At 61.4% G+C, this 23,426-nt stretch carries 20 protein-coding genes and 1 pseudogene; 8 read left to right on the top strand and 13 right to left on the bottom strand.

The genetic code is table 11. The features are described from left to right. The first annotated feature begins 61 nt into the window (after positions 1–61). On the top strand, positions 62–1,039 hold the full coding sequence (locus M5G17_RS01980) for an NADPH:quinone oxidoreductase family protein (protein WP_273891332.1): 978 nt from the start codon (positions 62–64) through the stop codon (positions 1,037–1,039). 27 nt (positions 1,040–1,066) lie between these two features. On the opposite strand, the gene M5G17_RS01985 is transcribed toward M5G17_RS01980, so the two are convergent. The 5 genes from M5G17_RS01985 to trxA all read right to left on the bottom strand — a co-directional run bounded on the left by M5G17_RS01985 (position 1,067) and on the right by trxA (position 6,360). After that, entirely contained in the window at positions 1,067–1,708 is a 642-nt protein-coding gene (locus M5G17_RS01985) for a gamma-glutamylcyclotransferase (RefSeq protein ID WP_273891333.1), read from the bottom strand. A 276-nt stretch (positions 1,709–1,984) separates the two neighbouring features. After that, positions 1,985–2,953 carry a CDP-6-deoxy-delta-3,4-glucoseen reductase gene (locus tag M5G17_RS01990; RefSeq protein WP_273891334.1) on the bottom strand — a complete coding sequence of 323 codons (969 nt, stop codon included), beginning with the start codon at positions 2,951–2,953 and terminating at the stop codon, positions 1,985–1,987. After that, positions 2,954–4,420 (bottom strand): 4-hydroxy-3-polyprenylbenzoate decarboxylase, encoded by a 1,467-nt coding sequence (ubiD, locus tag M5G17_RS01995; RefSeq protein ID WP_273891335.1) that lies wholly within the window; start codon positions 4,418–4,420, stop codon positions 2,954–2,956. 121 nt (positions 4,421–4,541) lie between these two features. Next, positions 4,542–5,801: a transcription termination factor Rho gene (rho, locus tag M5G17_RS02000; RefSeq protein ID WP_028942380.1), complete on the bottom strand. Its 1,260-nt coding sequence runs from the start codon at positions 5,799–5,801 to the stop codon at positions 4,542–4,544. A gap of 229 nt (positions 5,802–6,030) precedes the next feature. Next, on the bottom strand, positions 6,031–6,360 hold the full coding sequence (trxA, locus tag M5G17_RS02005; protein WP_273891336.1) for a thioredoxin TrxA: 330 nt from the start codon (positions 6,358–6,360) through the stop codon (positions 6,031–6,033). A gap of 241 nt (positions 6,361–6,601) precedes the next feature. On the opposite strand from trxA, the gene ppx reads away from it, so the two are divergent. Continuing rightward, positions 6,602–8,104: an exopolyphosphatase gene (ppx, locus tag M5G17_RS02010; protein ID WP_273891380.1), complete on the top strand. Its 1,503-nt coding sequence runs from the start codon at positions 6,602–6,604 to the stop codon at positions 8,102–8,104. Here the strand turns inward: ppx and ppk1 are convergent. Together ppk1 and hemB are read right to left on the bottom strand one after the other, a co-directional pair. Then, the gene (gene ppk1, locus M5G17_RS02015) at positions 8,091–10,322 is read right to left on the bottom strand and encodes a polyphosphate kinase 1 (protein ID WP_273891337.1); all 2,232 of its coding nucleotides are present in this window, start codon (positions 10,320–10,322) and stop codon (positions 8,091–8,093) included. The genes ppx and ppk1 overlap by 14 nt on opposite strands. A gap of 19 nt (positions 10,323–10,341) precedes the next feature. Further along, complete coding sequence (gene hemB, locus M5G17_RS02020; protein WP_273891338.1) at positions 10,342–11,352, bottom strand: porphobilinogen synthase; 1,011 nt, start codon at positions 11,350–11,352, stop codon at positions 10,342–10,344. A 207-nt stretch (positions 11,353–11,559) separates the two neighbouring features. Here hemB and M5G17_RS02025 point away from each other — a divergent pair, with 207 nt between their 5' ends. Beyond that, entirely contained in the window at positions 11,560–12,204 is a 645-nt protein-coding gene (locus M5G17_RS02025; RefSeq protein ID WP_273891339.1) for a DedA family protein, read from the top strand. A 57-nt stretch (positions 12,205–12,261) separates the two neighbouring features. On the opposite strand, the pseudogene M5G17_RS27790 reads toward M5G17_RS02025, so the two are convergent. Further along, positions 12,262–13,332: pseudogene (locus M5G17_RS27790) on the bottom strand (sterol desaturase family protein); the annotation flags it as partial. A 113-nt stretch (positions 13,333–13,445) separates the two neighbouring features. Between M5G17_RS27790 and elbB the strand changes: the two are divergent. Beyond that, positions 13,446–14,114, top strand: a complete 669-nt coding sequence (gene elbB / locus M5G17_RS02035; protein ID WP_273891341.1) for an isoprenoid biosynthesis glyoxalase ElbB — start codon at positions 13,446–13,448, stop codon at positions 14,112–14,114. A gap of 58 nt (positions 14,115–14,172) precedes the next feature. Here the strand turns inward: elbB and M5G17_RS02040 are convergent, their stop codons facing one another. Further along, entirely contained in the window at positions 14,173–14,649 is a 477-nt protein-coding gene (locus M5G17_RS02040) for a YaiI/YqxD family protein (protein ID WP_273891342.1), read from the bottom strand. 60 nt (positions 14,650–14,709) lie between these two features. Next, complete coding sequence (locus M5G17_RS02045) at positions 14,710–16,608, bottom strand: cytochrome c/FTR1 family iron permease (RefSeq protein ID WP_273891343.1); 1,899 nt, start codon at positions 16,606–16,608, stop codon at positions 14,710–14,712. Positions 16,609–16,950: 342 nt separating this feature from the next. Between M5G17_RS02045 and M5G17_RS02050 the strand changes: the two genes are divergently transcribed. From M5G17_RS02050 to M5G17_RS02065, 4 genes are read left to right on the top strand one after another with little or no spacing between them, the layout of a single operon-like run. Next, entirely contained in the window at positions 16,951–18,348 is a 1,398-nt protein-coding gene (locus tag M5G17_RS02050) for a COG3014 family protein (protein WP_273891344.1), read from the top strand. A gap of 9 nt (positions 18,349–18,357) precedes the next feature. Further along, on the top strand, positions 18,358–18,729 hold the full coding sequence (locus M5G17_RS02055) for a YcfL family putative periplasmic lipoprotein (RefSeq protein WP_130261972.1): 372 nt from the start codon (positions 18,358–18,360) through the stop codon (positions 18,727–18,729). 24 nt (positions 18,730–18,753) lie between these two features. Further along, positions 18,754–19,341 carry a penicillin-binding protein activator LpoB gene (gene lpoB, locus M5G17_RS02060; protein ID WP_273891345.1) on the top strand — a complete coding sequence of 196 codons (588 nt, stop codon included), beginning with the start codon at positions 18,754–18,756 and terminating at the stop codon, positions 19,339–19,341. 3 nt (positions 19,342–19,344) lie between these two features. Continuing rightward, on the top strand, positions 19,345–20,085 hold the full coding sequence (locus M5G17_RS02065) for a penicillin-binding protein activator LpoB (RefSeq protein ID WP_115084758.1): 741 nt from the start codon (positions 19,345–19,347) through the stop codon (positions 20,083–20,085). 105 nt (positions 20,086–20,190) lie between these two features. Here the strand turns inward: M5G17_RS02065 and M5G17_RS02070 are convergent, their stop codons facing one another. The 3 genes from M5G17_RS02070 to M5G17_RS02080 form a co-directional block, all read right to left on the bottom strand. Further along, positions 20,191–20,823, bottom strand: a complete 633-nt coding sequence (locus M5G17_RS02070; protein WP_273891346.1) for a LysE family transporter — start codon at positions 20,821–20,823, stop codon at positions 20,191–20,193. 83 nt (positions 20,824–20,906) lie between these two features. Then, on the bottom strand, positions 20,907–21,494 hold the full coding sequence (locus M5G17_RS02075) for a mechanosensitive ion channel family protein (RefSeq protein ID WP_273891347.1): 588 nt from the start codon (positions 21,492–21,494) through the stop codon (positions 20,907–20,909). Then, positions 21,494–23,404: an ATP-binding cassette domain-containing protein gene (locus tag M5G17_RS02080; protein WP_273891348.1), complete on the bottom strand. Its 1,911-nt coding sequence runs from the start codon at positions 23,402–23,404 to the stop codon at positions 21,494–21,496. The genes M5G17_RS02075 and M5G17_RS02080 overlap by 1 nt, the downstream gene beginning before the upstream one ends. Positions 23,405–23,426 lie beyond the last annotated feature (22 nt).

The following is a 23,426-nucleotide window of genomic DNA, read 5'->3' on the forward strand; positions in this document are numbered from 1 at the left end:
GTTGACCCGACACTTCGCCCACCTACACTTATCGGCCACTACGCGCAAAGGAATAGTCCCGATGAAAGCTGTGTTGTGCAAAGCCCTTGGTCCGGCGCAAAACCTGGTGATGGAGGACGTCGCCAGCCCCGTGCCGAAGAAGAACGAGATCCTGCTCGACGTGCGGGCCGCCGGGGTCAACTTTCCCGACACCCTGATCATCGAGGGCAAGTACCAGTTCCAGCCGCCGCTGCCGTTCTCGCCCGGTGGCGAAGCCGCTGGTGTGGTCAGCGCCGTGGGTGAAAAGGCCGGAAACCTGAAGGTCGGTGACCGGGTCATGGCCCTGACTGGCTGGGGTAGCTTTGCCGAGCAGGTGGCAGTGCCGGCCTATAACGTATTACCGATTCCGGCGCAGATGGACTTCACCACGGCTGCCGCCTTCGGCATGACCTACGGCACCTCGATGCACGCTCTCAACCAGCGCGGTCAGCTCAAGGCCGGGGAAACCTTGCTGGTGCTGGGTGCTTCCGGTGGGGTTGGCCTGGCGGCGGTGGAAATCGGCAAGGCCATGGGCGCACGGGTAATTGCCGCTGCCAGCAGCGCCGAAAAACTTGCCGTAGCCAAGGCGGCGGGCGCCGATGAGCTGATCAACTACAGCCAAGCCAGCCTCAAGGATGAGATCAAGCGCCTGACCGGCGGTAATGGCGCCGATGTGATCTACGACCCGGTCGGTGGCGACCTGTTCGACCAGGCGGTACGCGGCATCGCCTGGAACGGCCGTTTACTGGTGGTGGGTTTCGCCAGCGGGCGCATTCCCGAGTTGCCGGTCAACCTGGCGCTGCTCAAGGGCGCGGCGGTGCTCGGGGTGTTCTGGGGAGCGTTTGCCCAGCGTCAGCCGGCGGACAATGCGGCGAACTTCCAGCAACTGTTTGCCTGGTTTGCCGAGGGCAAACTCAAGCCGCTGGTATCGCAGACCTTCGGGCTCGCTGAGGCGGGTACTGCCATTGAGCTGCTTGGCCAGCGCAAGGCAGTGGGTAAGTTGGTAGTGACCATGGCCTAGATCTGTGGGAGCGGGCTTGCCCCGCTCCTACACGCGATGACAGCGACGCAAGCGTGCTTCCAGGTTGCGATCGGGCATGGCATGGCTACGCAAGGCATGCAGGGTCTGCTCGACATAGTCACGGGTGCTGCCATAGCGTCCCTTGGCATTGGCAAAAATCTGGCTAAGCAAGGTGTCGGGCAGGTTGCCGGCATAACAAGGCAAATGCCGCTCAAGGACGAAACCCAGGGCCTGAACCTTGCTGCCATCTTCCAGGCGACAATTGAGCCAGTGCGGACGGTAAGCAGGGTAAGGCATCTCCCGCTGCCACAAGGCCAGCAGCGACTCTTGCAGGCAGTCCTCTGGCAGCCGGTAGGCAAAACCACTGCATGAACCGCCACGATCCAGGCCGAAGACCAGACCCGGGCATTCCGGCGTGCCTCGGTGCTCGTGGGACCACAAGTACAAGCCGCGATGATAGCCATGCACCCGCGCCCGGCGCCGTTCGACGGCATTGCACTCCGGACGCCAGATCAACGAGCCATAGGCAAACAACCACACTGGGCCGCCCTGATGCCGGGACATGGTGTGCTGGACGGAATGAACAAGTTGCTCGCGGGTTAATTGTTCGCCGAAATCGAGCAACGGCGGATAGGCCACATTCAAAGATACGGTTTCGATCGCCGACATAGCTGCCGCCACACTTCCCCATGAATTACCAAAGCATTGCACTATAAGGCAAGGCACTGTGCACAGAGTTACCGTACGGCAGATATGCGCCGGAATACAAGCCCCCAGACGCTCTGATACGGCAATAATGGCCATGCCAGCGCGATAACAGGTGCACTGTTTCAAGTGTAGTGAAAGTTATTTTCGTTGCCGGCAATAATTACCGCCTTATAACCACCGGGCGTGCCGACAGTTATTTAAACCGGCACGCTGTTGCAGCGTGCCTTATTCCGTCATTCAATTACGCGGGGCATAAGCGAATACATCGGCGCGCATTTGATGCGCGTCCATGCCGGCTTCGACCAGGGCATCGAGGGTGGCATAGATCATGTTCGGCGAACCGCTGGCATACACATGCACACCGGCCAGCTCGCTGATGTCCTCGCACACCGCCTCGTGCAGCATGCCACAGCGCCCTTCCCAGCCACACAGGTCGCTGACCACCTTGTGCAGGAACAGGTTGGGCAGGCGCGCCCATTCATCCCAGTGCTCGATCTGGTAGAAGTCTTCCGGCAAGCGCACACCCCAATACAAGTGCACTGGGTGCTTGAAGCCACTGGCACGGCAATGCTCAATCAGGCTGTGCATCTGCGCCATGCCAGTACCGGCAGCGATCAGCACCAGCGGGCCGTCAGGCAGTTCGGCCAGGTGTGTGTCACCAAATGGCATTTCAAGCCGCGCCATGCCGGTGCGCTGCAGCTGGGCAATCAGCTCCACAGCGCTGTTCTCACGGGCCAATACGTGCAGTTCCAGATCGCGGCCGCCATGAGGCGCCGAGGCCAGCGAGAAAGCCGCCTTGTCACCGCTGTCGCGTTCGATCATCAGGTACTGCCCGGCGTGATAGCGTGGCGGCTTGCCGGCCGGCGCGCGCAGGCGCACACGCCAGACATCGCCGCCGACTTCGACACACTCACTGAGCTGACAAGCCAGCTTCCTTACCGGCAGCTCGCCCAAGGCCAGCACGCCATCCCACAACAAGACACAGTCCTCCAGGGGTTCGGCGATGCAAGTGAACAGCTCGCCGTGATCACGCTCCACGCCACCCTGGCGCACCCGGCCTTCCACCAGCAGTGCGGCACAGACGTGGCAGTTACCGTTGCGGCAGCTCTGCGGGCAATCGTAGCCCAGGCGCCGCGCCGCATCGAGAATCCTTTCTCCGGGCCTGAGTGCCAACACGGCCCCGGACGGCTGCAAGGTTACCTGCATTTAGTCTATTCCCAACTGATGCCATAGCTCATCGATCCGCCGGGTGACGGCTTCATCCTTGACGATGACCCTTCCCCACTCGCGCGTGGTTTCACCCGGCCACTTGTGCGTTGCGTCCAGGCCCATCTTCGAACCCAGCCCGGACACCGGCGAGGCGAAGTCCAGGTAGTCGATCGGGGTATTGTCGATCATCACTGTATCGCGCTTGGGGTCCATGCGCGTGGTAATTGCCCAGATCACATCGTTCCAGTCCCGCGCATTGATATCGTCGTCAGTGACAATAACGAATTTGGTGTACATGAACTGTCGCAAAAACGACCAAACCCCCAGCATTACGCGCTTGGCGTGACCTGGGTACTGCTTTTTCATGGTCACCACCGCCATGCGGTACGAGCAGCCCTCAGGCGGCAGGTAGAAGTCGGTGATCTCCGGGAACTGCTTCTGCAGGATCGGCACGAACACTTCGTTCAACGCAACGCCAAGGATCGCCGGCTCATCTGGCGGACGACCGGTGTAGGTGCTGTGGTAAATCGGCTTGGTACGGTGGGTAATGCGCTCGACCGTGAACACCGGGAAGCTGTCGACTTCGTTGTAGTAACCGGTGTGGTCGCCATAGGGGCCCTCAGGTGCCATCTCGCCTGGGTGGATCACGCCTTCGAGGATGATCTCGGCGGTGGCCGGCACCTGCAGGTCATTGCCGCGGCACTTGACCAGCTCGGTACGGTTGCCACGCAGCAAGCCGGCGAAAGCGTACTCGGAGAGGGTATCGGGCACCGGCGTCACGGCGCCGAGGATGGTCGCAGGGTCCGCGCCCAGCGCCACGGCCACCGGGAACGGCTGCCCCGGGTGCTTCTCGCACCACTCACGGTAGTCCAGGGCGCCGCCACGGTGGCTCAGCCAGCGCATGATGACCTTGTTGCGGCCGATCACCTGCTGACGATAGATGCCCAGATTCTGGCGGTCCTTGTTAGGCCCGCGGGTAACGGTCAGGCCCCAGGTAATCAGCGGCGCAACGTCGCCCGGCCAGCAGTGCTGCACTGGCAGCAGGCCGAGGTCGACATCATCACCCTCGATGACCACTTCGTGGCACGGCGCATCCTTGACCACCTTCGGCGCCATGGCAATGACCTTCTTGAAGATCGGCAGCTTCGACCAGGCGTCCTTGAGACCCTTGGGTGGCTCGGGCTCCTTGAGGAAAGCCAGCAGCTTGCCGATTTCACGCAGCTCTTCGATGGACTCGGCGCCCATGCCCATGGCCACCCGCTCCGGCGTGCCGAACAGGTTGCCGAGCACCGGAATATCGAAGCCGGTCGGCTTTTCGAAGAGCAACGCCGGGCCTTTGGCGCGCAGCGTGCGGTCGCAGACTTCGGTCATTTCCAGGACTGGAGAGATCGGAACCTGGATGCGCTTGAGTTCGCCGCGCTGTTCCAGGCCGCGGATAAAATCGCGCAAATCGCGATACTGCATGCAAAAGCCTCGTCTTGGCCGTATCGGTCGGGGTGCAAAGTGTACGCTGAACCCGGCCCGAATAGCCAAAGTGCAGACAGCAAAAAGCCGGGTTGCCCCGGCTTTCGCATACCGCGTCGAATTACTTGCGTTTCATCGACAGGAAGAACTCATCGTTGGTCTTGGTCTGCTTGAGCTTGTCGATCAAGAACTCGATGGCTGCAACTTCGTCCATCGGGTGCAGCAGCTTGCGCAGGATCCACATACGCTGCAGTTCGTCGTCGGCGGTCAGCAGCTCTTCGCGACGGGTACCCGAACGGTTGATGTTGATGGCCGGAAAGACGCGCTTCTCGGCGATCTTGCGGTCCAGGGGCAGCTCCATGTTGCCGGTACCCTTGAACTCTTCGTAGATCACTTCGTCCATCTTCGAGCCGGTTTCGACCAGCGCGGTGGCGATGATGGTCAGCGAACCGCCTTCTTCGATGTTACGCGCAGCACCGAAGAAACGCTTCGGCTTCTCCAGGGCGTGGGCATCGACACCACCGGTCAGGACCTTGCCGGAGCTCGGGATCACGGTGTTGTAGGCACGGGCCAGACGGGTGATGGAGTCGAGCAGGATGACCACGTCTTTCTTGTGTTCAACCAGGCGCTTGGCCTTCTCGATGACCATCTCGGCAACCTGCACGTGGCGGGTTGGCGGCTCGTCGAAGGTGGAGGCAACCACTTCGCCGCGCACGGTGCGCTGCATTTCGGTCACTTCTTCCGGGCGCTCGTCGATCAGCAGGACGATCAGGTGGCACTCGGGGTTGTTACGGGTGATGTTGGCCGCGATGTTCTGCAGCATGATGGTCTTGCCCGCCTTTGGCGGAGCGACGATCAGGCCACGCTGGCCTTTGCCGATCGGGGCACAGAGGTCGATAACCCGGCCGGTGAGGTCTTCGGTGGAACCGTTGCCGGCTTCCATCTTCAGGCGCTCGTTGGGGAACAGCGGCGTCAGGTTCTCGAACAGGATCTTGTTCTTCGCGTTTTCCGGCCGGTCGAAGTTGATGGTGTCGACTTTCAGCAGGGCGAAGTAACGCTCGCCTTCTTTTGGCGGGCGGATCTTACCGACGATGGTGTCGCCAGTACGCAAGTTGAAACGGCGGATCTGGCTTGGCGACACGTAGATGTCGTCCGGGCCGGCCAGGTACGAGGCATCGGCCGAGCGCAGGAAGCCGAAGCCGTCCTGGAGAATCTCCAGCACGCCGTCACCGGAGATTTCCTCGCCGCTTTTCGCATGCTTTTTCAACAGGGAGAAAATCACATCTTGCTTGCGCGAACGGGCCATATTTTCTATGCCCATCTGTTCGGCCATTTCGAGCAGATCGGTAATCGGCTTTTGCTTGAGTTCAGTCAGGTTCATAAGGGGAGTGACGTAATCATGTAAGAAGGGGAAATTAAGCTTCTGGCTTAATGAAGCCGCGCCGCAAAGAAGGCGACAGGATCGCGTACTGATTCGAATTAGGGATGCGTCGGCGACGGCGTGCAGAGGGCACCGAAGAAACAGTGCGAGGCCGAATGTAACACCTGCTTTTTCTGGCGTCTAGTCACCAGATAAAGAAAAGCCCCGACGAATGCGGGGCTTTTTTCACTCAGATATTGGCGTCCAGGAAGGCTGCCAGCTGAGATTTCGACAGTGCGCCGACCTTGGTGGCTTCGACGTTGCCGTTCTTGAACAGCATCAGTGTCGGAATGCCACGCACGCCGTGCTTGGCCGGGGTTTCCTGGTTGTCGTCGATGTTCAGTTTGGCGACGGTCAGTTTGCCCTGGTAAGTAGTAGCGATGTCGTCCAGAACTGGCGCGATCATTTTGCAAGGGCCGCACCATTCAGCCCAGTAGTCGACCAGCACCGGGCCTTCAGCCTTCAGGACTTCGGCTTCGAAGGTAGCGTCAGTGACGTGTTTGATAAGATCGCTGCTCATGGAAGTCTCCAAGGTCGTAAGCAAAAAAACGTGGCCCATCATAGCTGTACCCGCCGCCTACAGGAAGCCGGGAACGATTGAGTGTAACTATAGTTGTGCATGACCGCGCATATCGCTGCTGTCACGGGAAAGTCATATTTCCCGCACAACCTGCCCCATATCAAGCCTTGATACGCTGCGCGTTGGCGTCAGCGCCGGATCGTGGCAGGATTGCCGGGTTATCGACCGAGATCCCATGACCATGCCGCAAACCACAGCCAAGAATCTGTCCTTGATCGCTGCCATAGACCTGGGCTCCAACAGTTTCCACATGGTGGTCGCCAAGGCTCACCACAGCGAGATCCGCATCCTTGAGCGGCTGGGTGAAAAGGTTCAGCTGGCCGCCGGCATCAACGAAGAGCGCCAGCTCAGCGAAGAATCCATGCAACGCGGCCTGGACTGCCTCAAGCGCTTTGCCCAACTGATCAACGGCATGCCCGACGGCGCCGTGCGCATCGTCGGCACCAACGCCCTGCGCGAGGCGCGCAACCGCGGCGAATTCATCCGCCGCGCCGAAGAAATCCTTGGCCACCCGGTAGAAGTCATCTCTGGCCGTGAAGAAGCCCGCCTGATCTACCTTGGCGTCTCCCACACGCTGGCCGACACCCCGGGCAAACGCCTGGTCGCCGACATCGGCGGCGGCAGTACCGAATTCATTATTGGCCAGCGTTTCGAGCCACTGCTGCGTGAGAGCCTGCAGATGGGTTGCGTCAGCTACACCCAGCGTTATTTCCGCGACGGCAAGATCACCCCGGCGCGCTATGCCCAGGCCTACACCGCTGCGCGCCTGGAACTGATGAGTATCGAGAACGCCCTGCACCGCCTGACCTGGGATGAGGCCATCGGCTCCTCGGGAACCATCCGTGCCATCGGCCTGGCCCTCAAGTCCGGTGGCATGGGCAATGGCGAGGTCAATGCCGAAGGCCTGGCCTGGCTCAAGCGCAAGCTGTTCAAGCTGGGGGAAACCGACAAGATCGACTTTGACGGGGTCAAGCCCGACCGCCGGGCGATCTTCCCGGCCGGCCTGGCGATTCTCGAAGCAATTTTCGACGCCCTCGAGCTGCAGCGCATGGACCACTGCGACGGCGCCCTGCGCGAAGGCGTACTGTACGACCTGTTAGGCCGCCATCACCATGAAGACGTGCGTGAACGCACCCTGAGCTCGCTGATGGAGCGCTATCACGTTGACCAGGGGCAGGCGGCGCGGGTCGAGCGCAAGGCCCTGCATGCCTTCGACCAGGTGGCCAAGGCCTGGGACCTGGAAGACGGGATCTGGCGCGAATTGCTGGGCTGGGCAGCCAAGGTCCATGAAGTGGGGCTGGACATCGCCCACTACCATTACCACAAGCATGGCGCCTACCTGATCGAGCACTCCGACCTTGCCGGCTTCTCCCGTGAAGACCAGTTGATGCTGGCTCTACTGGTACGCGGCCACCGGCGCAACATTCCCAAGGACAAGTTCGCCGAGTTCGGCGATGACGCCGTCAAACTGATTCGCCTGTGCGTGCTGCTGCGCTTTGCGATCCTGTTCCACCACATCCGCGGCACCCAGCAGATGCCCAAGGTCACCCTGCACGCCAAGGGCGACACCCTGGACGTCGAGTTCCCTGCCGGCTGGCTGGAAGAAAACCAGCTGACCCAGGCCGATTTCGGCCTGGAGGCAGAATGGCTGGCCCGGGTCGGCTTCGTCCTCAGCGTACGATAAGCACTGGGTTGCTCAGGCGCTCTAGCAGAGTGGCCTGGGCGCTGCGCGGGTTCTGGTTGCCGGTTGGCGTGCTGCGTACGTAGCGGCCATCCGGTTGCAGAATCCAGGCGTGGGTGTTGTCGGTCAGGTACCCCTCCAACTCCTTTTTCACCCGCAGGATCAACTTCTTGCCCTCGACCGGGAAGCAGGTCTCGACGCGCTTGTCGAGGTTGCGCTCCATCCAGTCGGCGCTGGAGAGGAACATCTGCTCTTCGCCGCCATTGAGGAAGTAGAACACCCGCGTGTGTTCGAGGAAGCGACCGATGATCGAGCGCACCTGAATGTTGTGCGACACCCCGGCAATGCCTGGGCGCAGGCAGCACATGCCGCGCACCACAAGATCGATACGCACCCCGGACTGGCTGGCCTTGTACAACGCGCGAATGATCTTCGGATCGGTCAGCGAGTTGAACTTGGCGATGATGTGCGCCGGTTTGCCGTCGAGGGCGAACTGGGTTTCACGCGCGATCATGTCGAGCATGCCCTTTTTCAGGGTGAACGGCGCGTGCAGCAGTTTTTTCATGCGCAGGGTCTTGCCCATGCCGATCAACTGGCTGAACAGCTTGCCGACGTCTTCGCACAGGGCGTCGTCGGAGGTCAGCAAACTGTAGTCGGTATACAGGCGGGCGTTGCCGGCGTGGTAGTTACCGGTCCCCAGGTGCGCGTAGCGGACAATCTCGCCGGCTTCGCGGCGCAGGATCAGCATCATCTTGGCGTGGGTCTTGAAGCCCACCACACCGTAGATCACCACCGCACCCGCCGCTTGCAGGCGGCTGGCCATCTGCAGGTTGGACTCTTCGTCGAAGCGCGCGCGCAATTCGATCACCGCAGTGACCTCCTTGCCGTTACGCGCAGCGTCGACCAGCGCGTCGACGATCTCCGAGTTGGCGCCGCTGCGGTACAGGGTCTGGCGCACGGCCAGGACGTGCGGATCCTTGGCAGCCTGGCGCAGCAGGTCGACCACCGGGGTGAACGACTCGAAGGGGTGCATCAGCAGGATGTCCTGCTTGCTGACCACGCTGAAAATATTCTCGCTGTTCTGCAACAGCTTGGGGATTGCCGGGGTAAACGGCGTGTATTGCAGCTCCGGGTGGCTGTCCAGGCTGGTGATGCTGAACAGTCGGGTCAGGTTGACCGGGCCATTGACCTGGTACAACTCGCTCTCGCTCAGGCTGAACTGCTTGAGCAGGTAATCGGAGAGGTGCTTGGGACAGGTGTCGGCCACTTCCAGGCGCACCGCATCGCCATAACGGCGCGAGAACAGCTCGCCGCGCAGAGCCCGGGCCAGGTCTTCGACATCTTCGGAGTCCAGCGCCAGGTCGGCGTTGCGGGTCAGGCGGAACTGGTAGCAGCCCTTGACCTTCATGCCCTGGAACAGGTCATCGGCGTGCGCATGAATCATCGACGACAGGAACACATAGTTGTCGCCTGCCCCGCCGACTTCTTCCGGCACCTTGATGACCCTCGGCAGCAAACGCGGCGCCGGGATGATCGCCAAGCCCGAATCGCGGCCAAAGGCATCGACACCTTCAAGCTCGACGATGAAGTTCAGGCTCTTGTTCACCAGCAACGGGAACGGGTGGGTCGGGTCGAGACCGATCGGGGTAATGATCGGCGCGATCTCGTCACGGAAGAAGCGCCGCACCCAGGTCTTGAGCTTGGTGTTCCAGTGCCGGCGGCGGATGAAGCGGATCTGGTGTTTTTCCAGCTCCGGCAGCAGCACGTCGTTGAGGATCGCGTATTGGCGATCCACTTCGCTGTGGACCACCTCGCTGATACGGGCCAGCGCCTGGTGCGGCTGCAAGCCGTCGGCGCCAGCCTGTTCACGGGCGAAGGTGATCTGTTTCTTCAGGCCCGCTACACGAATTTCGAAGAACTCATCCAGGTTGCTGGAGAAGATCAGCAGGAACTTCAGCCGCTCCAGCAGCGGATAGGACTCATCCAGCGCCTGCTCCAGCACGCGGATGTTGAACTGCAGCTGGGACAATTCGCGATGAATGTACAGGCTGCTGTCGTCCAGACCGGGAATGACGATCGCAGGCGCGGCCACCGGCGCCGGCGCAGGGGCCTCGACCACAGGCTCCGCTACTGCAGGCGGCTCCGGCGGGGTCTCGACCATCTGCTCGGGCACAGGCTGGGCATCTTTGACTGCAACGTCGGTAAGTACTTCGTTATTCATCTAGCGTTCCTGAAGGGCGTTACTGCCCTCTCATCAATTGAGCAGCGCGAACAGCGAAATAGGTGAGGATGCCATCGGCGCCCGCCCGTTTGAAAGCGGTGAGGGACTCAAGGATAACCCCTTCACTGAGCCAGCCGTTCTGTATTGCCGCCATGTGCATGGCGTACTCGCCGCTGACCTGGTAAACGAAGGTCGGCACTTTGAATTCTTCTTTGACCCGGTACAGGATATCCAGGTACGGCATGCCCGGTTTGACCATGACCATATCGGCGCCTTCCGACAGGTCGGCGGCCACTTCATGCAGGGCTTCGTTACTGTTGGCCGGGTCCATCTGGTAGGAGGCCTTGTTTGCCTTGCCCAGGTTCAGTGCCGAGCCGACCGCGTCGCGGAACGGACCATAATAGGCGCTGGCGTACTTGGCCGAGTAGGCCATGATCCGCACGTTGACGTGACCGGCCAATTCCAGGGCTTCGCGAATGGCCTGGATGCGGCCGTCCATCATATCCGATGGCGCAACCACCTGAGCGCCGGCTTCGGCATGGGACAGCGCCTGGCGCACCAGGGCATCGACGGTAATATCGTTCTGGACATAGCCTTCTTCATCGAGAATGCCGTCCTGACCGTGGGTAGTGAACGGGTCCAGAGCAACGTCGGTGATCACCCCCAGTTCCGGGAAGCGCTCACGCAGGGCGCGGGTGGCACGCTGGGCGATGCCATCGGGGTTCCAGGCTTCGGCGCCGTCCAGGGACTTTTTCTCTACCGGAGTAACCGGGAACAGGGCCAGGGCCGGAATCCCGAGGTTTACCCACTCTTGCGCAGCTTCCAGCAACAGGTCGATGGACAAACGCTCGACGCCCGGCATCGAGGCGATTTCTTCGCGGCGGTTTTCGCCATCGAGGACAAATACCGGGAGAATCAGGTCATCGACAGTCAGAACATTTTCGCGAACCAGGCGACGGGTAAATTCATCACGACGGTTGCGACGCAGACGGGTGGCAGGAAACAAACGGTTAGCGGGGGTAAAGCTCACGGCAGACTCCTGAGCCCGCGCAGGCGGGCGAGCGCGACAGTTATAAGCGGCCATTATGACGCCTGTATGACAGCCAAGGGCAACCCTGCGACTTGAGGACGCAGCCATTGTCCTTGTAGGAAATGTTCACGTCGAGACACATTTGGACACTTTCCCCAGAGGCCACGAAGGGTTAGGCTTCGCGTTCATTTCGCCAGCACCCAGAAAATGCTCCAACAATTCCTGCAGGATTTCGGCTATTTTGCCCTTTTTCTCGGCACGTTTTTCGAAGGTGAGACCATCCTGGTTCTCGCAGGCTTCCTTGCGTTCCGCGGATATATGGATATCAACCTGGTGGTCGTGGTGGCCTTCTTCGGCAGCTACGCGGGTGATCAGCTGTGGTACTTCATGGGCCGTCGCCATGGGCGCAAGCTGCTGGCGCGCAAACCGCGCTGGCAGATGATGGGCGACCGCGCGCTGGAGCACATACGCCGCCATCCGGATATCTGGGTCTTGAGCTTCCGCTTCGTCTACGGCCTGCGCACGGTGATGCCGGTCGCCATCGGCCTGTCCGGCTACCCGCCGCGCCGCTACCTGCTGCTCAACGGCATTGGCGCCGCCGTCTGGGCCCTGGCCCTGGGCGCCGCCGCCTATCACTTTGGCGCCATTCTCGAAGGCTTGCTCGGCAACGTGAAGAAGTACGAGCTATGGGTGCTCGGCGGCCTGCTGCTGCTCGGCGGCTGCCTGTGGCTGCGCCGGCGCTTCAAGGCTGCGCGTGTTGCGCGCAAGGAAGCGGCTGCCATAGAGGCCGACAAGGCTGAGCAAGCTGTAGCCAAGCAGCAGGACCCACGCCAGGGCAGTGACCGGCCATAAGCCGGTGATCCCGGCCAGCACCATGGCCGGGACATTCGCCCCCAGGCGCAGCACCTCCAGCCGTAACGCCCAGGGCCTATTCTCCAGTGCCGTCCCCAGCACAAACAAGCCAAACGCCATCAAGCCGCAGCCCAGCAGCAGGGCGGCGACCGACAACTGCTCGGCACGCTCCATCAAGTAACTGCCCAAGCCCACATACACCGCAAACTGCAGCGCCACATAGAGCTGCTGCGGCCAGGCCAGGGGCACCTCGAATTTCTTGAAGCGGCTCAGGTCCTGCTTGGCCTGCGGATAACGCCGCTCCACATCATCCGGGCGCCAGCCGGTAGGCATGAACCAGATCCGCAGCTTGTCCCGCCAGCGCTCGGCCCGCCGCGCATCGCTCCACAGCTGAGCATAGAACTGCAGGTTGGCCCACAGCGGATTCCAGCTGGCCAGTGGCGTGGTCACGCCGAAAATCACCGGTTCGTTGTCATCCTCTTCCTGAAAGGTGCCGAACAGACGGTCCCAGACAATGAACACTCCGCCGTAGTTGCGATCCAAGTACAGAGGGTTCTGCGCATGGTGGACGCGATGATTGGACGGGGTGATGAACAGCCATTCGAACCAACCCAGTTTGGGGATGTGCCGGGTGTGCACCCAGAACTGGTACAGCAGGTTCAGCGCCGCAACGGTGATGAACACCAGCGGCGGCACCCCCAGCACAGCCAGTGGCAGGTAGAAGATCCACGACAGCAAAAATCCGCTGCTGGTCTGGCGCAGGGCCGTGGACAGGTTGTAGTCCTCGCTCTGGTGATGCACCGAATGCGCGGCCCAGAGGATGTTGCGCTCGTGGCCGAAGCGGTGCAGCCAGTAATAGCAAAAGTCATAGACGACGAACGCCAGCACCCACACCCACAACGCCTCGCCCGGCAACTCGAACAGCGCCAGGTGCTCCCAGGCCAGCGCATAGGTCACCAGGCCCACGCCCTTGGTCAGCAGGCCCGTGGTGGTCGACAGCACGCCGGCGCTGAGGCTGTTGATCGAATCAGCCAGGCGATAGGTGCGCACGCCCCGCAACCGATCGGCGAGCAATTCGACAACGATCAGCACAATGAAAAACGGTACCGCCAACAGGATCAGGTCCATGGGTCTTCCATCTCCAGCCTATCCTGCAAGATTAGGCCGGGAATGGCATAAACCCTATGGCGACATCTGCCAAACTAGAGGACATTTAGCGCCTCGAATCGGGAGTAGTGAGCATGACCGCAAAAAAAGTTGCTGTGATTCTTTCCGGCTGTGGCGTCTATGACGGCGCCGAAATTCACGAAAGCGTGATCACCCTGCTGCGCCTCGACCAACGCGGTGCGCAAGTGCAGTGCTTTGCGCCGAACATCGCGCAAATGCACGTGATCGATCACCTGACTGGCGAAGAAATGCCCGAGACCCGCAATGTGCTGGTGGAATCGGCGCGGATCGCCCGCGGCGAGGTCAAGGACCTGCGCGAAGCCGACGCCAAGGACTTCGATGCGCTGATCGTGCCGGGCGGCTTTGGCGCGGCGAAAAACCTCTCGAACTTTGCCGTGGAAGGTGCGGGCTGCAGCGTGAACCCGGACGTCCTGGCGCTGGCTGAAGCCTTTGCCGAAGCCGGCAAGCCGGTTGGCCTGATCTGCATCTCACCGGCCCTGGCAGCCAAGATCTACGGCCCCGGCGTGGTCTGCACCATCGGCAACGATGCTGGCACCAGCGCCGCCATCGTCAAGATGGGCGGCACCCATGAAGAGTGCGATGTCCATGACATCGTCGAAGACACCCAGCGCAAACTGGTCAGCACCCCGGCCTACATGCTGGCAAAAAGCATCAGTGAAGCCGCTGGCGGCATCTACAAGCTGGTCGACCGGGTGCTGGAACTGACCCACGAAAACGACTGAACACCCCGTGTAGGAGCGGGCTTGCCCCGCGATCGGGCGCGAAGACAACCTGCTGCCGCTAACGGCCTCTTCGCGGGGCAAGCCCGCTCCCACCCAAGCGGGTCAGGATACGGTCCAGTGAGTTGGCGAAGGCCTGCTTCTCACGATCGCCATAAGGCGCCTGCCCGCCACCGACCTGTCCCTGCTCACGCAGGTCGGTGAACAGGTTGCGCACCGCCAGGCGATCGCCCATGTTGTCTTCATCAAACTCCTTGCCACGCGGGTCGAGACAGGCAACGCCCTTCTTGACCAGGCGATCGGCCAGCGGCACGTCACTGCAAATCACCAACTCGCCAGGCACGGCATGCTCGACCAGGTAATCGTCGGCAGCATCCGGCCCGCTGGGTACGACGATGAGCTTGACGCAGGCAAAGGCCGGTTTGATCTGGCTCTGCCCAGCGACCAGCACCACTTCCAGCTGACGCTTGAGGGCAAATTTGACCAGTTGATCCTTGGCCGCCTTGGGGCAGGCGTCGGCATCGATCCACACGCGCATGGCAGATGTTTCCAACAAAAACGGGCGAACAGTATCCCTGCTCGCCCGTTTTGCTTCAAATCAGCCTGCTGGCTGGCGGCGCTTCTCGGCCAGGCGGCTACGCCCGTAGAGGATCGCGATGGCCAGCAATGCCAGCGCCTGCGCGGCCAGCGAATAGGCGTCGGCATGGATGCCCAGCCAGTCGAAGTCGAAGAATGCCACTGGACGGGTGCCAAACACGCCAGCTTCCTGCAAGGCTTTGACCCCGTGGCCAGCGAACACCACCGACAAGGCACACAGCAACGCCGCGTTGATGCTGAAGAACAGCGCCAGCGGCAATTTAGCCGAGCCACGCAAAATCACCCAGGCCAGCCCCACCAGCAGTAGCAGCGCCGTAGCGCCACCGGCCAGCACCGCGTTGTGCCCGGCAGGTCCGGACTGCAGCCAGAGGGTTTCATAGAACAGGATGACCTCGAACAGCTCCCGGTACACCGAAAAGAACGCCAGCACGGCAAAGCCGAAACGCCCGCCACCACCGACCAGGCTGCTCTTGATGTAGTCCTGCCAGGCTGCTGCGTGACGACGATCATGCATCCACACGCCCAACCAGAGCACCATGACACTGGCGAACAGCGCCGTGCAGCCTTCAAGCAACTCGCGCTGCGCACCGCTGACATCAATCACATAAGCCGCCAACGCCCAGGTCCCCAGCCCGGCAAGCAAGGCCAGGCCCCAGCCGACGTTGACACTGCGTACCGCCGACTGCTGGCCGGTTTTGCGCAAGAAAGCCAGAATCGCCGCCAACACCAGAATGGCCTCAAGGCCTTCGCGCAGCAGGATCAGCAAGCCGGAGATATAGCTCAGCGACCAGCTCAGGCCGTCACCGCCAAGCAGGCCAGCGGCGTCCTTGAGCTTGGCCTTGGCCGTCTCCAGGCGCTGTTGCACCTGCTCCAGGGGTAAGCCGTCCTGCAGTGACTGACGGTAGGCCATCAGCGACTTTTCGGTGTCTTTGCGTACAGTGGCATCAACGTTGTCGAGCGAGCTTTCCACCAGCTCGAAGCCTTCCAGATAAGCTGCTACCGACAGGTCATAGGCTTGCTCATGATCACCGGCCTGATAGGCCGCCAGGCTCTTGTCCAGAGTAGTTGCGGTGTAGTCCAGCAGTTGCGCCGGGCCACGCTGGACCTGCGGCGGTTGCGCTCGCTGGGCACGGAACATGAGCAGCGCCTGCGGCCCTTCGCTGGCTTCGACTTCGGCGGGGGTCTGACGGGCCAGGTCGGCCAAGTTATAGGCTTTGTCGCCCTTGGCCTTGGCCGGATCGGCAGTGAAGCTGGCGATGTAAGTCGCCAGGTCCCAGCGCTGACGCTCATCGAGCTGGTCGGCGAACGACGGCATGTCGGTGCCTTCGATCCCCAGGCCAAGGGTGTTGTACAGGTCGAACAGGCTCAAGCGGTCAAGCCGCTCGGCACTGCGCAGGTTAGCCGGTGGCGGGGTCAGGCCAAGGCCGGCCGGACCATCGCCGGCACCGCTGTCGCCATGGCACACCGAGCAATGCTGGGCATATAGCGGCGCACCGCGCGTCGGGTCCGGGGTGATGATCGGCGCCTGGCTGACTTCATACGCCACCGCCAGTTGCGCACCGAGCTGCCGTGCCTGACGGGCAACGCCAGGGCCGTCCTGCCGCTGGCTGACCGCCTGACGCAAGGTGACCACACCTTGCTCCAGCGCCTGGCGCTCCGGCCGCGCCGGCAACGCCACGATCAGGCCCTGCAGTACATCGATGAATTCCAGTTGTTCGCGGTACTCCCCTTCGTCGATGACCTTGCCCGCCTCGACGGTGGCCGGGTAATCGGCGCCGATGTAGTCGAGCAGGTGCAGGGCCTTGGCGGCGCCATCGACGCTGTCGGCCAGTAGCGTGGCACTGCTCAGCGCCAGCACCGGCCAGAGCACCCAGGCGAGTAAGCGGGAACGGGGAATCATGAGCGACTCTCAAATGAAAATACGAGGTAAAGCATTGTTCACTTCCACTGCAATTCGCTCAAGGTTTGCCGGATGAAACCTTGAAAAATTTTGTGACAAATACGTCACCCGTCAGTCCGTTAAAGAACAACCGTTCGTCGGCCGATATGGGAATGCTGGCATAACAGCGTGCTCGCTGAGCAAAACGCCATTAATTAGCCAGTAAATGCGTCTATAATGCCGCGCCGCTTATAGCGGTTAAGAATTTAGGCTTCTCTTTTAAGAGTGTTTGGCGATATAAGCCAAAGAGATGACCGCCGTCTCGCCCCCAGGCTCTCATCAATTCAGGGAAGAAGAATTCAGATGGTATCCCGTGTCCTCACCGTCGCGACCCTCGTCGCCGCCGTTCAACTTGCAGGTTGCTCGGCCTTTCGCAGCTATGACAGCGAACTTCAAGAAACCAACCAGCACCTGAGCAGCGGCAACGTCGATGCGGCCCTGGCGCTGCTGGAGAAAAACAACAAGGGTGAGGACAAAGACCTTCTCTACTACTTCGAGAAGGGTGAATTGCTGCGCTCCAAGGGTGACCTGACCGGCAGCCAAGTCGCCTGGCGCAGCGCCGATGACGTGGTGTTCAAGTGGGAAGAGTCGGTCAAGCTCGACACCGACAAGTACCTGAGCCAGTTCGGCAGCTACCTGGTCAACGACAAGGTTCGCCGCTACGAAGGCTATGACTACGAAAAAGTCATGCTGACCACGCAGATGGCCCTGAACCTGCTGGCCCAGAACGACTTCGATGGCGCGCGCACCGAAATCAAGAAAACGCACGAACGTGAGGCGGTGATTGCCGAGCTGCGTGACAAGGAATACCTCAAGCGCGAGGAAGAGGCCGAGAAAGAAGGCGTCAAGACCGAGTACAAGGACCTGCAGGGCTACCCTGTAGCCGCCCTTGATGCCCCAGAAGTGGTCGGGCTGAAAAACAGCTACCAGAGTGCGTTCAGTCATTACCTGTCCGGCTACGTGTACGAAGCCCTGGGTGAAAAAGGCCTGGCCGCACCGGGTTACCGTAAGGCCGCCGAGCTGCGTCCGAACACCCCACTGCTGGAGCAGGCCCTACTCGAGCTGGACAAAACTGCGGCAAAAACCACCGACAGCGACGTATTGATCGTGATCCAGAGCGGCCTGGCCCCGGCCCGCGACTCGGTACGCATCCCGCTGCCGCTGCCCATCAGCGGCAACCTGGTGATCACCCCGCTGTCATTCCCGGTCATCAAGGAAGACACCTCTACCGCGCACTTCAGCGAGATCTACCTGAACGACCGCGAGCTGAAGCTCACCGCTCTCAACAGCACCACTGCCATGTCCCGCCGCGCCCTGCGCGATGACATGCCAGGCATCATCCTGCGTACCAGCGTGCGGGCCATCACCCGTGGTGTGGCGCAAAAGCAGCTGAACGACGTCAACCCATTGGCCGGCCTGGCGGTCGGTATCGCCTCGACCATCACCGAAGGCGCCGACACCCGTACCTGGCGCACCCTGCCTGACGAAACCCAGGTTGCCCGTGTACGCCTGCGCCAGGGCGAACACCAGCTGAGCCTGCCGTCGAGCTTGGGCGGCAGCCAGGTCAGCGTGAAGATCGACCGGCCGTTCCAGGTGGTCACCTTGCGCGTGGTCGGCAACCAGGTCTTCGCCGGTGGTCCTGCCCTGCAGGTGGAACCCAAAGCCACTGGCCAGGCTGTCGCCAGCCTCAAACAACCTTAAGGAAGCGCCATGCGTATCAAATTGCTCGCCGTTCTCGTCACCGCCCTGTTGGCCGGTTGCGCGACCCCACCGCCACCAGAGCCTGGCAGCGCTGCCAGCAAGGTAGTGAAAATGGGCAACCTGAAGAACATCGAAACCGGTCCGATGCGCGTCGCGCGCGAGAACGGCTTCTTGACCGTCAAGGTTTCCCTGAACAACACCAGCAGCAGCAACAAGACCCTGTTCTATCGCTTCGCCTGGCTGGGCAACGACGGTTTCCCGGTGGCCGATGAGGAGAGCTGGAAGACCCTGACGCTCTACGGCAAGCAGGCCAGCGTGCTGCCGGCCATTGCCCCGGTCCCACAGGCCACCGACTTCCGCGTTGAAGTTCAGTCTCAGTAATCATTTCTGCAGGAGCACATTTTCATGATTGCACGCATTTCCCTCGCCGCCCTCACCATTGCCCTGGTCAGCGGTTGCAGCACCCCGTCGCCAGTCCTGGGTGGCAAGAACATCGGTTACGGCGACAGCAAGGCCGTGGAACTGGTCACCAACGAGTTCGGTTCGACCGACCTGCAGATGATCGCCGAGTCCATGACTCGCTCCCTGGCCCAATCCGGCATCCTTCAGGGCCGCCCGGTGGTTCAGGTCTATGACGTGAAGAACAAGACCAGCGAATACATCGACACCCGTGAGATCACCACGTCGATCAAGACCCAGCTGATGAAGTCCGGCACTGCTCGCTTCGCCAGCGACAACACCCAGATGCAGAGCCAGGTCGACCAGCTCAAGCTGCAGAATCAAAGCGGCCTGTACAAGAAAGGCACCGTGGCCAAGACCGGCAACATGATCGCCGCCAAGTACCGCCTGGAAGGTTCGATCAGCTCGATCGTCAAGCGCAGCAGCGACTACAAGGACGTGTTCTACAAGTTCAGCCTGCAGCTGATCGACGTTGAAAGCGGCCTGGCCGAGTGGATGGACGAAAAAGAAATCCGCAAGACCACGGAGCGCTAAGCAATGCGTGCATGGATGGGCGTTCTGGGCCTGGCTTGCGCGTTCAGCGTGCAAGCGGCCCCCAAAGTCGCGGTAACCGACCTCGCCTACCAGGAACGTGTGGAGCAGTACATCCACACGGTCTCGGCGCAGAGCAGCGGCCAGGCAAGCATGTACCACGCCAGTGGCTCGTCGAGCTACAGCGAGTACGAGAGCCGTGACAGCTACATCGAGCAGACTGAACTGCGCAAGTTCACCGGCGACATCAAGGGCGAGATTCTCAAGTCCGGGATGTTCCAGCTGGTTCAGGGCACGCCCTACACCGCTGACGCCAAGGGCGATGTGTATGACGTGATCCGGCGCATCAAGAACGGCAACTTCAAGGGTGCCGACTACGTGCTGTTCGGCACCTTGTCGGATATCGACTTCCAGCGCGATATCACCTCCCTGGACAACACCAACAGCTATTCGGCCATTCTGGGCCTGAGCCTGGTGGCCGACTTCAGCCTGATCAACACCAAGACCTACGAGATCACCTCGGCGTTCACCGCCATGGGCGAAGGCCAGGACACCAAACTGGTCAACAGCCAGGATGTGCGCGTGACCCTGAACCGCCCACGGGTGGTGCGTGAGGTGTCGAAGGAGTTGGGGATGGACGTTGCCCGGCAGATGGCCGAGCAACTGGGCGGTAGCGTACCGGGGCACGAACGTGCACCGGCGCGTAACAACCTGCCACCTGATGAACCGGCGCAGATCCTGCGTTGAAAAACTAAAAAGGCGACCTTCGGGTCGCCTTTTTAGTGTGCGGTGAATCTATCGCGGGGCAAGCCCGCTCCCACTGTAGGAGCGGGCTTGCCCCGCGATAGATTGCTAAACCGGTGCCCGGCGAATAGTCGCCAGCAAGGTCGCTGCGCCCAGGAACAATCCGGCAAAGGTACGGTTCATGCGCCGCTGCTGCCTGGGAGTGCGCAACAGGCGCAAGACCTTGGCCGCCAGCCCGGTGTAACCGGCCATGACCAGCAGGTCGACCGTCACCATGGTCGCGGTGATGATCAGGTACTGTGGCAACAGCGCAGCATGCGGGTTGATAAACTGCGGAAGCACCGCAAGCATGAAGATCAGTGCCTTGGGGTTGCTGACGTTGACCAGAAAGCCGCGAAACACCAGGCTCAGCGGTTTGCCGATCGGCCGCACCGCGGAATCGTCGGTGATGTCAGCCGGTAACGCGCGCCACTGCTTGATCGCCAGGTACACCAGGTAGGCGACACCAAACCATTTGATTACCTGAAAGGCGGTGGCCGATGCAGCGAGGATGGCGCCGACGCCAGCAGCAATGATCGCGATCTGTAGCACCAGGCCCAGTTGCAGGCCCAGGGCATTCCAGTAACCACGCCAGAAGCCGTACTGCAGGCCGCAGGACATCGAGGCGATGGCCCCGGCACCCGGCGACAGACTGATCACCCAGCAAGCGGCAAAAAAGGCCAACCACGTTTCCAATGACATCGCGCACCTCGGCACTAGCTTGTTACAAACCCCTAAGCTAGTGCCCTGGCGAAAAAATCACCACGCTTTTTTTCCGCGACCGATCAATTGCCCGGGGTCTTGCTCTCGCCCACCAGTGGCAATACTTCGGCACCGCGCCAGCGCCGTACCGATTTCTGGAAGAACTGGCTATTGGGCACCTGTACCAGCGCGCCGCCCGCTTCGGGCAGTTCGATCAAGGTGGTGAACAACAGATTGATGGCGACCACCCGGCCCTTTACGCCCGGCTTGTCGATGGTCTCGACTAACTCGACCACATCACCGATACGAAACGGCCCGACAGTAAAGATCAGCACCGCGCAGAGCAGATTCGACAGCACGCTCCACATGGCGAAGAACGCCACCGCAGCCACCGCAACAAAACCGGACAAGGCAGTCCACAGCACTGTAGCGGAGACGCCCAGGCGCTCGAGGACGAAGATCAGCGCACTGCCCATGATCAGCCAGCGCAGACCTCCACGCAGCGGCATCAGCAACTCGGGCGGCAACGGGTAGCGCTCGCCAAGACGCTTCAGGCAACGGGCAATCAAACGCTGCAGGATGAAGGCCGCCGAAAGGATCAACAGGATCTGCAAGCCCAGCCAGAACGGTGCGATCCATTCCACCGGCAATGGCCACTGCAAGGACTCCATCAGGACAATGCCTCCAGTTCCGCCTGCATGCTCTCAAGCGTTTCCAGGGCAATCATCCAGGCTTCTTCCAGCTCCCCTTCACGGACCTTGAACTTGGCTTGCTGGGCCAGCAGGTCACGCAACTCGTCCTTGCGCGCCACCTCATAGAGGGCGCTGTCAGCAAGGCTGGCATCGACTCTGGCCAGATGCTCGTGCACGCTGCCCAGTTCGCGCTCAAGCTTGTCGGCTTCGCGCTTGTGCGGTGCCAACTGCTGACGCAGGGCTGCAGCCGCCTGGCGCTGAGCTTTCTTGTCAGTTTTGTCGGCATTGACCGGGGCGCTGCTGGCCGGGGCCGTGCGTTGACGGTACTCGACCAGCCAACGGCTGTAGTCGTCCAGATCACCGTCGAAGGTTTCAACCTTGCCGTCGGCAACCAGCAGGAAGTCATCAGTGGTGCTCTTGAGCAGGTGACGGTCGTGGGAGACCACCAGCACCGCGCCACTGAATTCCTGCAGGGCCATGGTCAACGCCAAGCGCATTTCCAGATCCAGGTGGTTGGTCGGTTCGTCGAGCAGCAACAGGTTCGGCCGCTCCCAGGCAATCAGGGCCAGGGCCAGACGGGCCTTTTCGCCACCGGAGAAATTCAACACCGGCTCGTCGATACGAGCGCCACGGAAGTCGAAACCACCGAGGAAGTCGCGCAGGGTCTGTTCGCGCTCGGTCGGAGCCAGACGCTGCAGGTGCAGCAGCGGGCTGGCCTTGTTGTCCAGCGAGTCGAGCTGATGCTGGGCAAAGTAGCCAACCGCGAGGTTCTCGCCGCGCACCAGGCGCCCGCTCAGGGGCTCCAGCTCACCGGCAAGGTTCTTGATCAGGGTCGACTTGCCCGCGCCGTTGGGGCCCAGCAGGCCGATCCGCGCCCCAGGAGTGAGCTGCAGCTTGACCTTCTCGAGGATGGTCTTATCGCCATAACCCAGACGCCCTTCGGACAGATCGAGCAACGGGCTGGAGATTTTCTCCGACTCGCGAAAAACGAAGTCGAACGGCGAATCGACATGGGCCGCCGACAGCTCCTCCATGCGCTCCAGGGCCTTGATCCGGCTCTGTGCCTGACGGGCCTTGGTCGCCTGGGCCTTGAACCGGGCGATGTACTTTTCCATGTGCGCGCGCTGCGCCTGCTGCTTCTCAAAGGCCTGTTGCTGCTGCGCCAGACGCTCGGCGCGGGTGCGCTCGAACGCGGTATAGCCGCCACGATAGAGAGTCAGCTTGCACTGTTCGACGTGGGCCACGTGATCAACCACCGCATCGAGGAAGTCACGGTCGTGAGAAATTAGCAGCAAGGTACCCGGGTAACCTTTGAGCCAGTCTTCCAGCCAGAGGATCGCGTCCAGGTCCAGGTGGTTGGTCGGTTCATCGAGCAACAACAGATCCGACGGACACATCAGGGCCTGGGCCAGGTTAAGGCGCATCCGCCAGCCACCGGAGAAGTCACCGACCTGGCGGTCCATCTGCTCGTTGGTAAAGCCCAGGCCTGCCAGCAACTTGCGCGCCCGAGCATCGGCGGTGTAGCCGTCAGCGCTGTCGAGTTCGATATGCAGGCGCGCCAGGGCGGTGCCGTCGTGCGCCGCTTCCGCTGCAGCCAATTCAGCCTGGACCTTGCGCAGGCGGGCATCACCATCGAGCACGTAGTCGACCGCCAGGCGCTCAAGGGTATCGACCTCCTGGCGCATGTGCGCGATACGCCAGTCCGCCGGTAACTTGCAGTCACCGGAGTCGGGCGTCAGTTCACCGCGCAGCAAGGCGAACAGGCTGGATTTACCGGCGCCATTGGCACCGATCAGGCCGGCTTTGTGACCGGCGTGCAGGGTCAACTCGGCGCCTTCTAGCAGGCGCTGTGGACCACGCTGTAAAGTGAGGTTCGATAGTCTGATCATAATGGCCGCGGAGTCTACCAGC

Origin of the sequence: Pseudomonas rubra, assembly GCF_028656935.1 — a bacterium.
In the GTDB taxonomy this organism is placed as follows: domain Bacteria; phylum Pseudomonadota; class Gammaproteobacteria; order Pseudomonadales; family Pseudomonadaceae; genus Aquipseudomonas; species Aquipseudomonas rubra.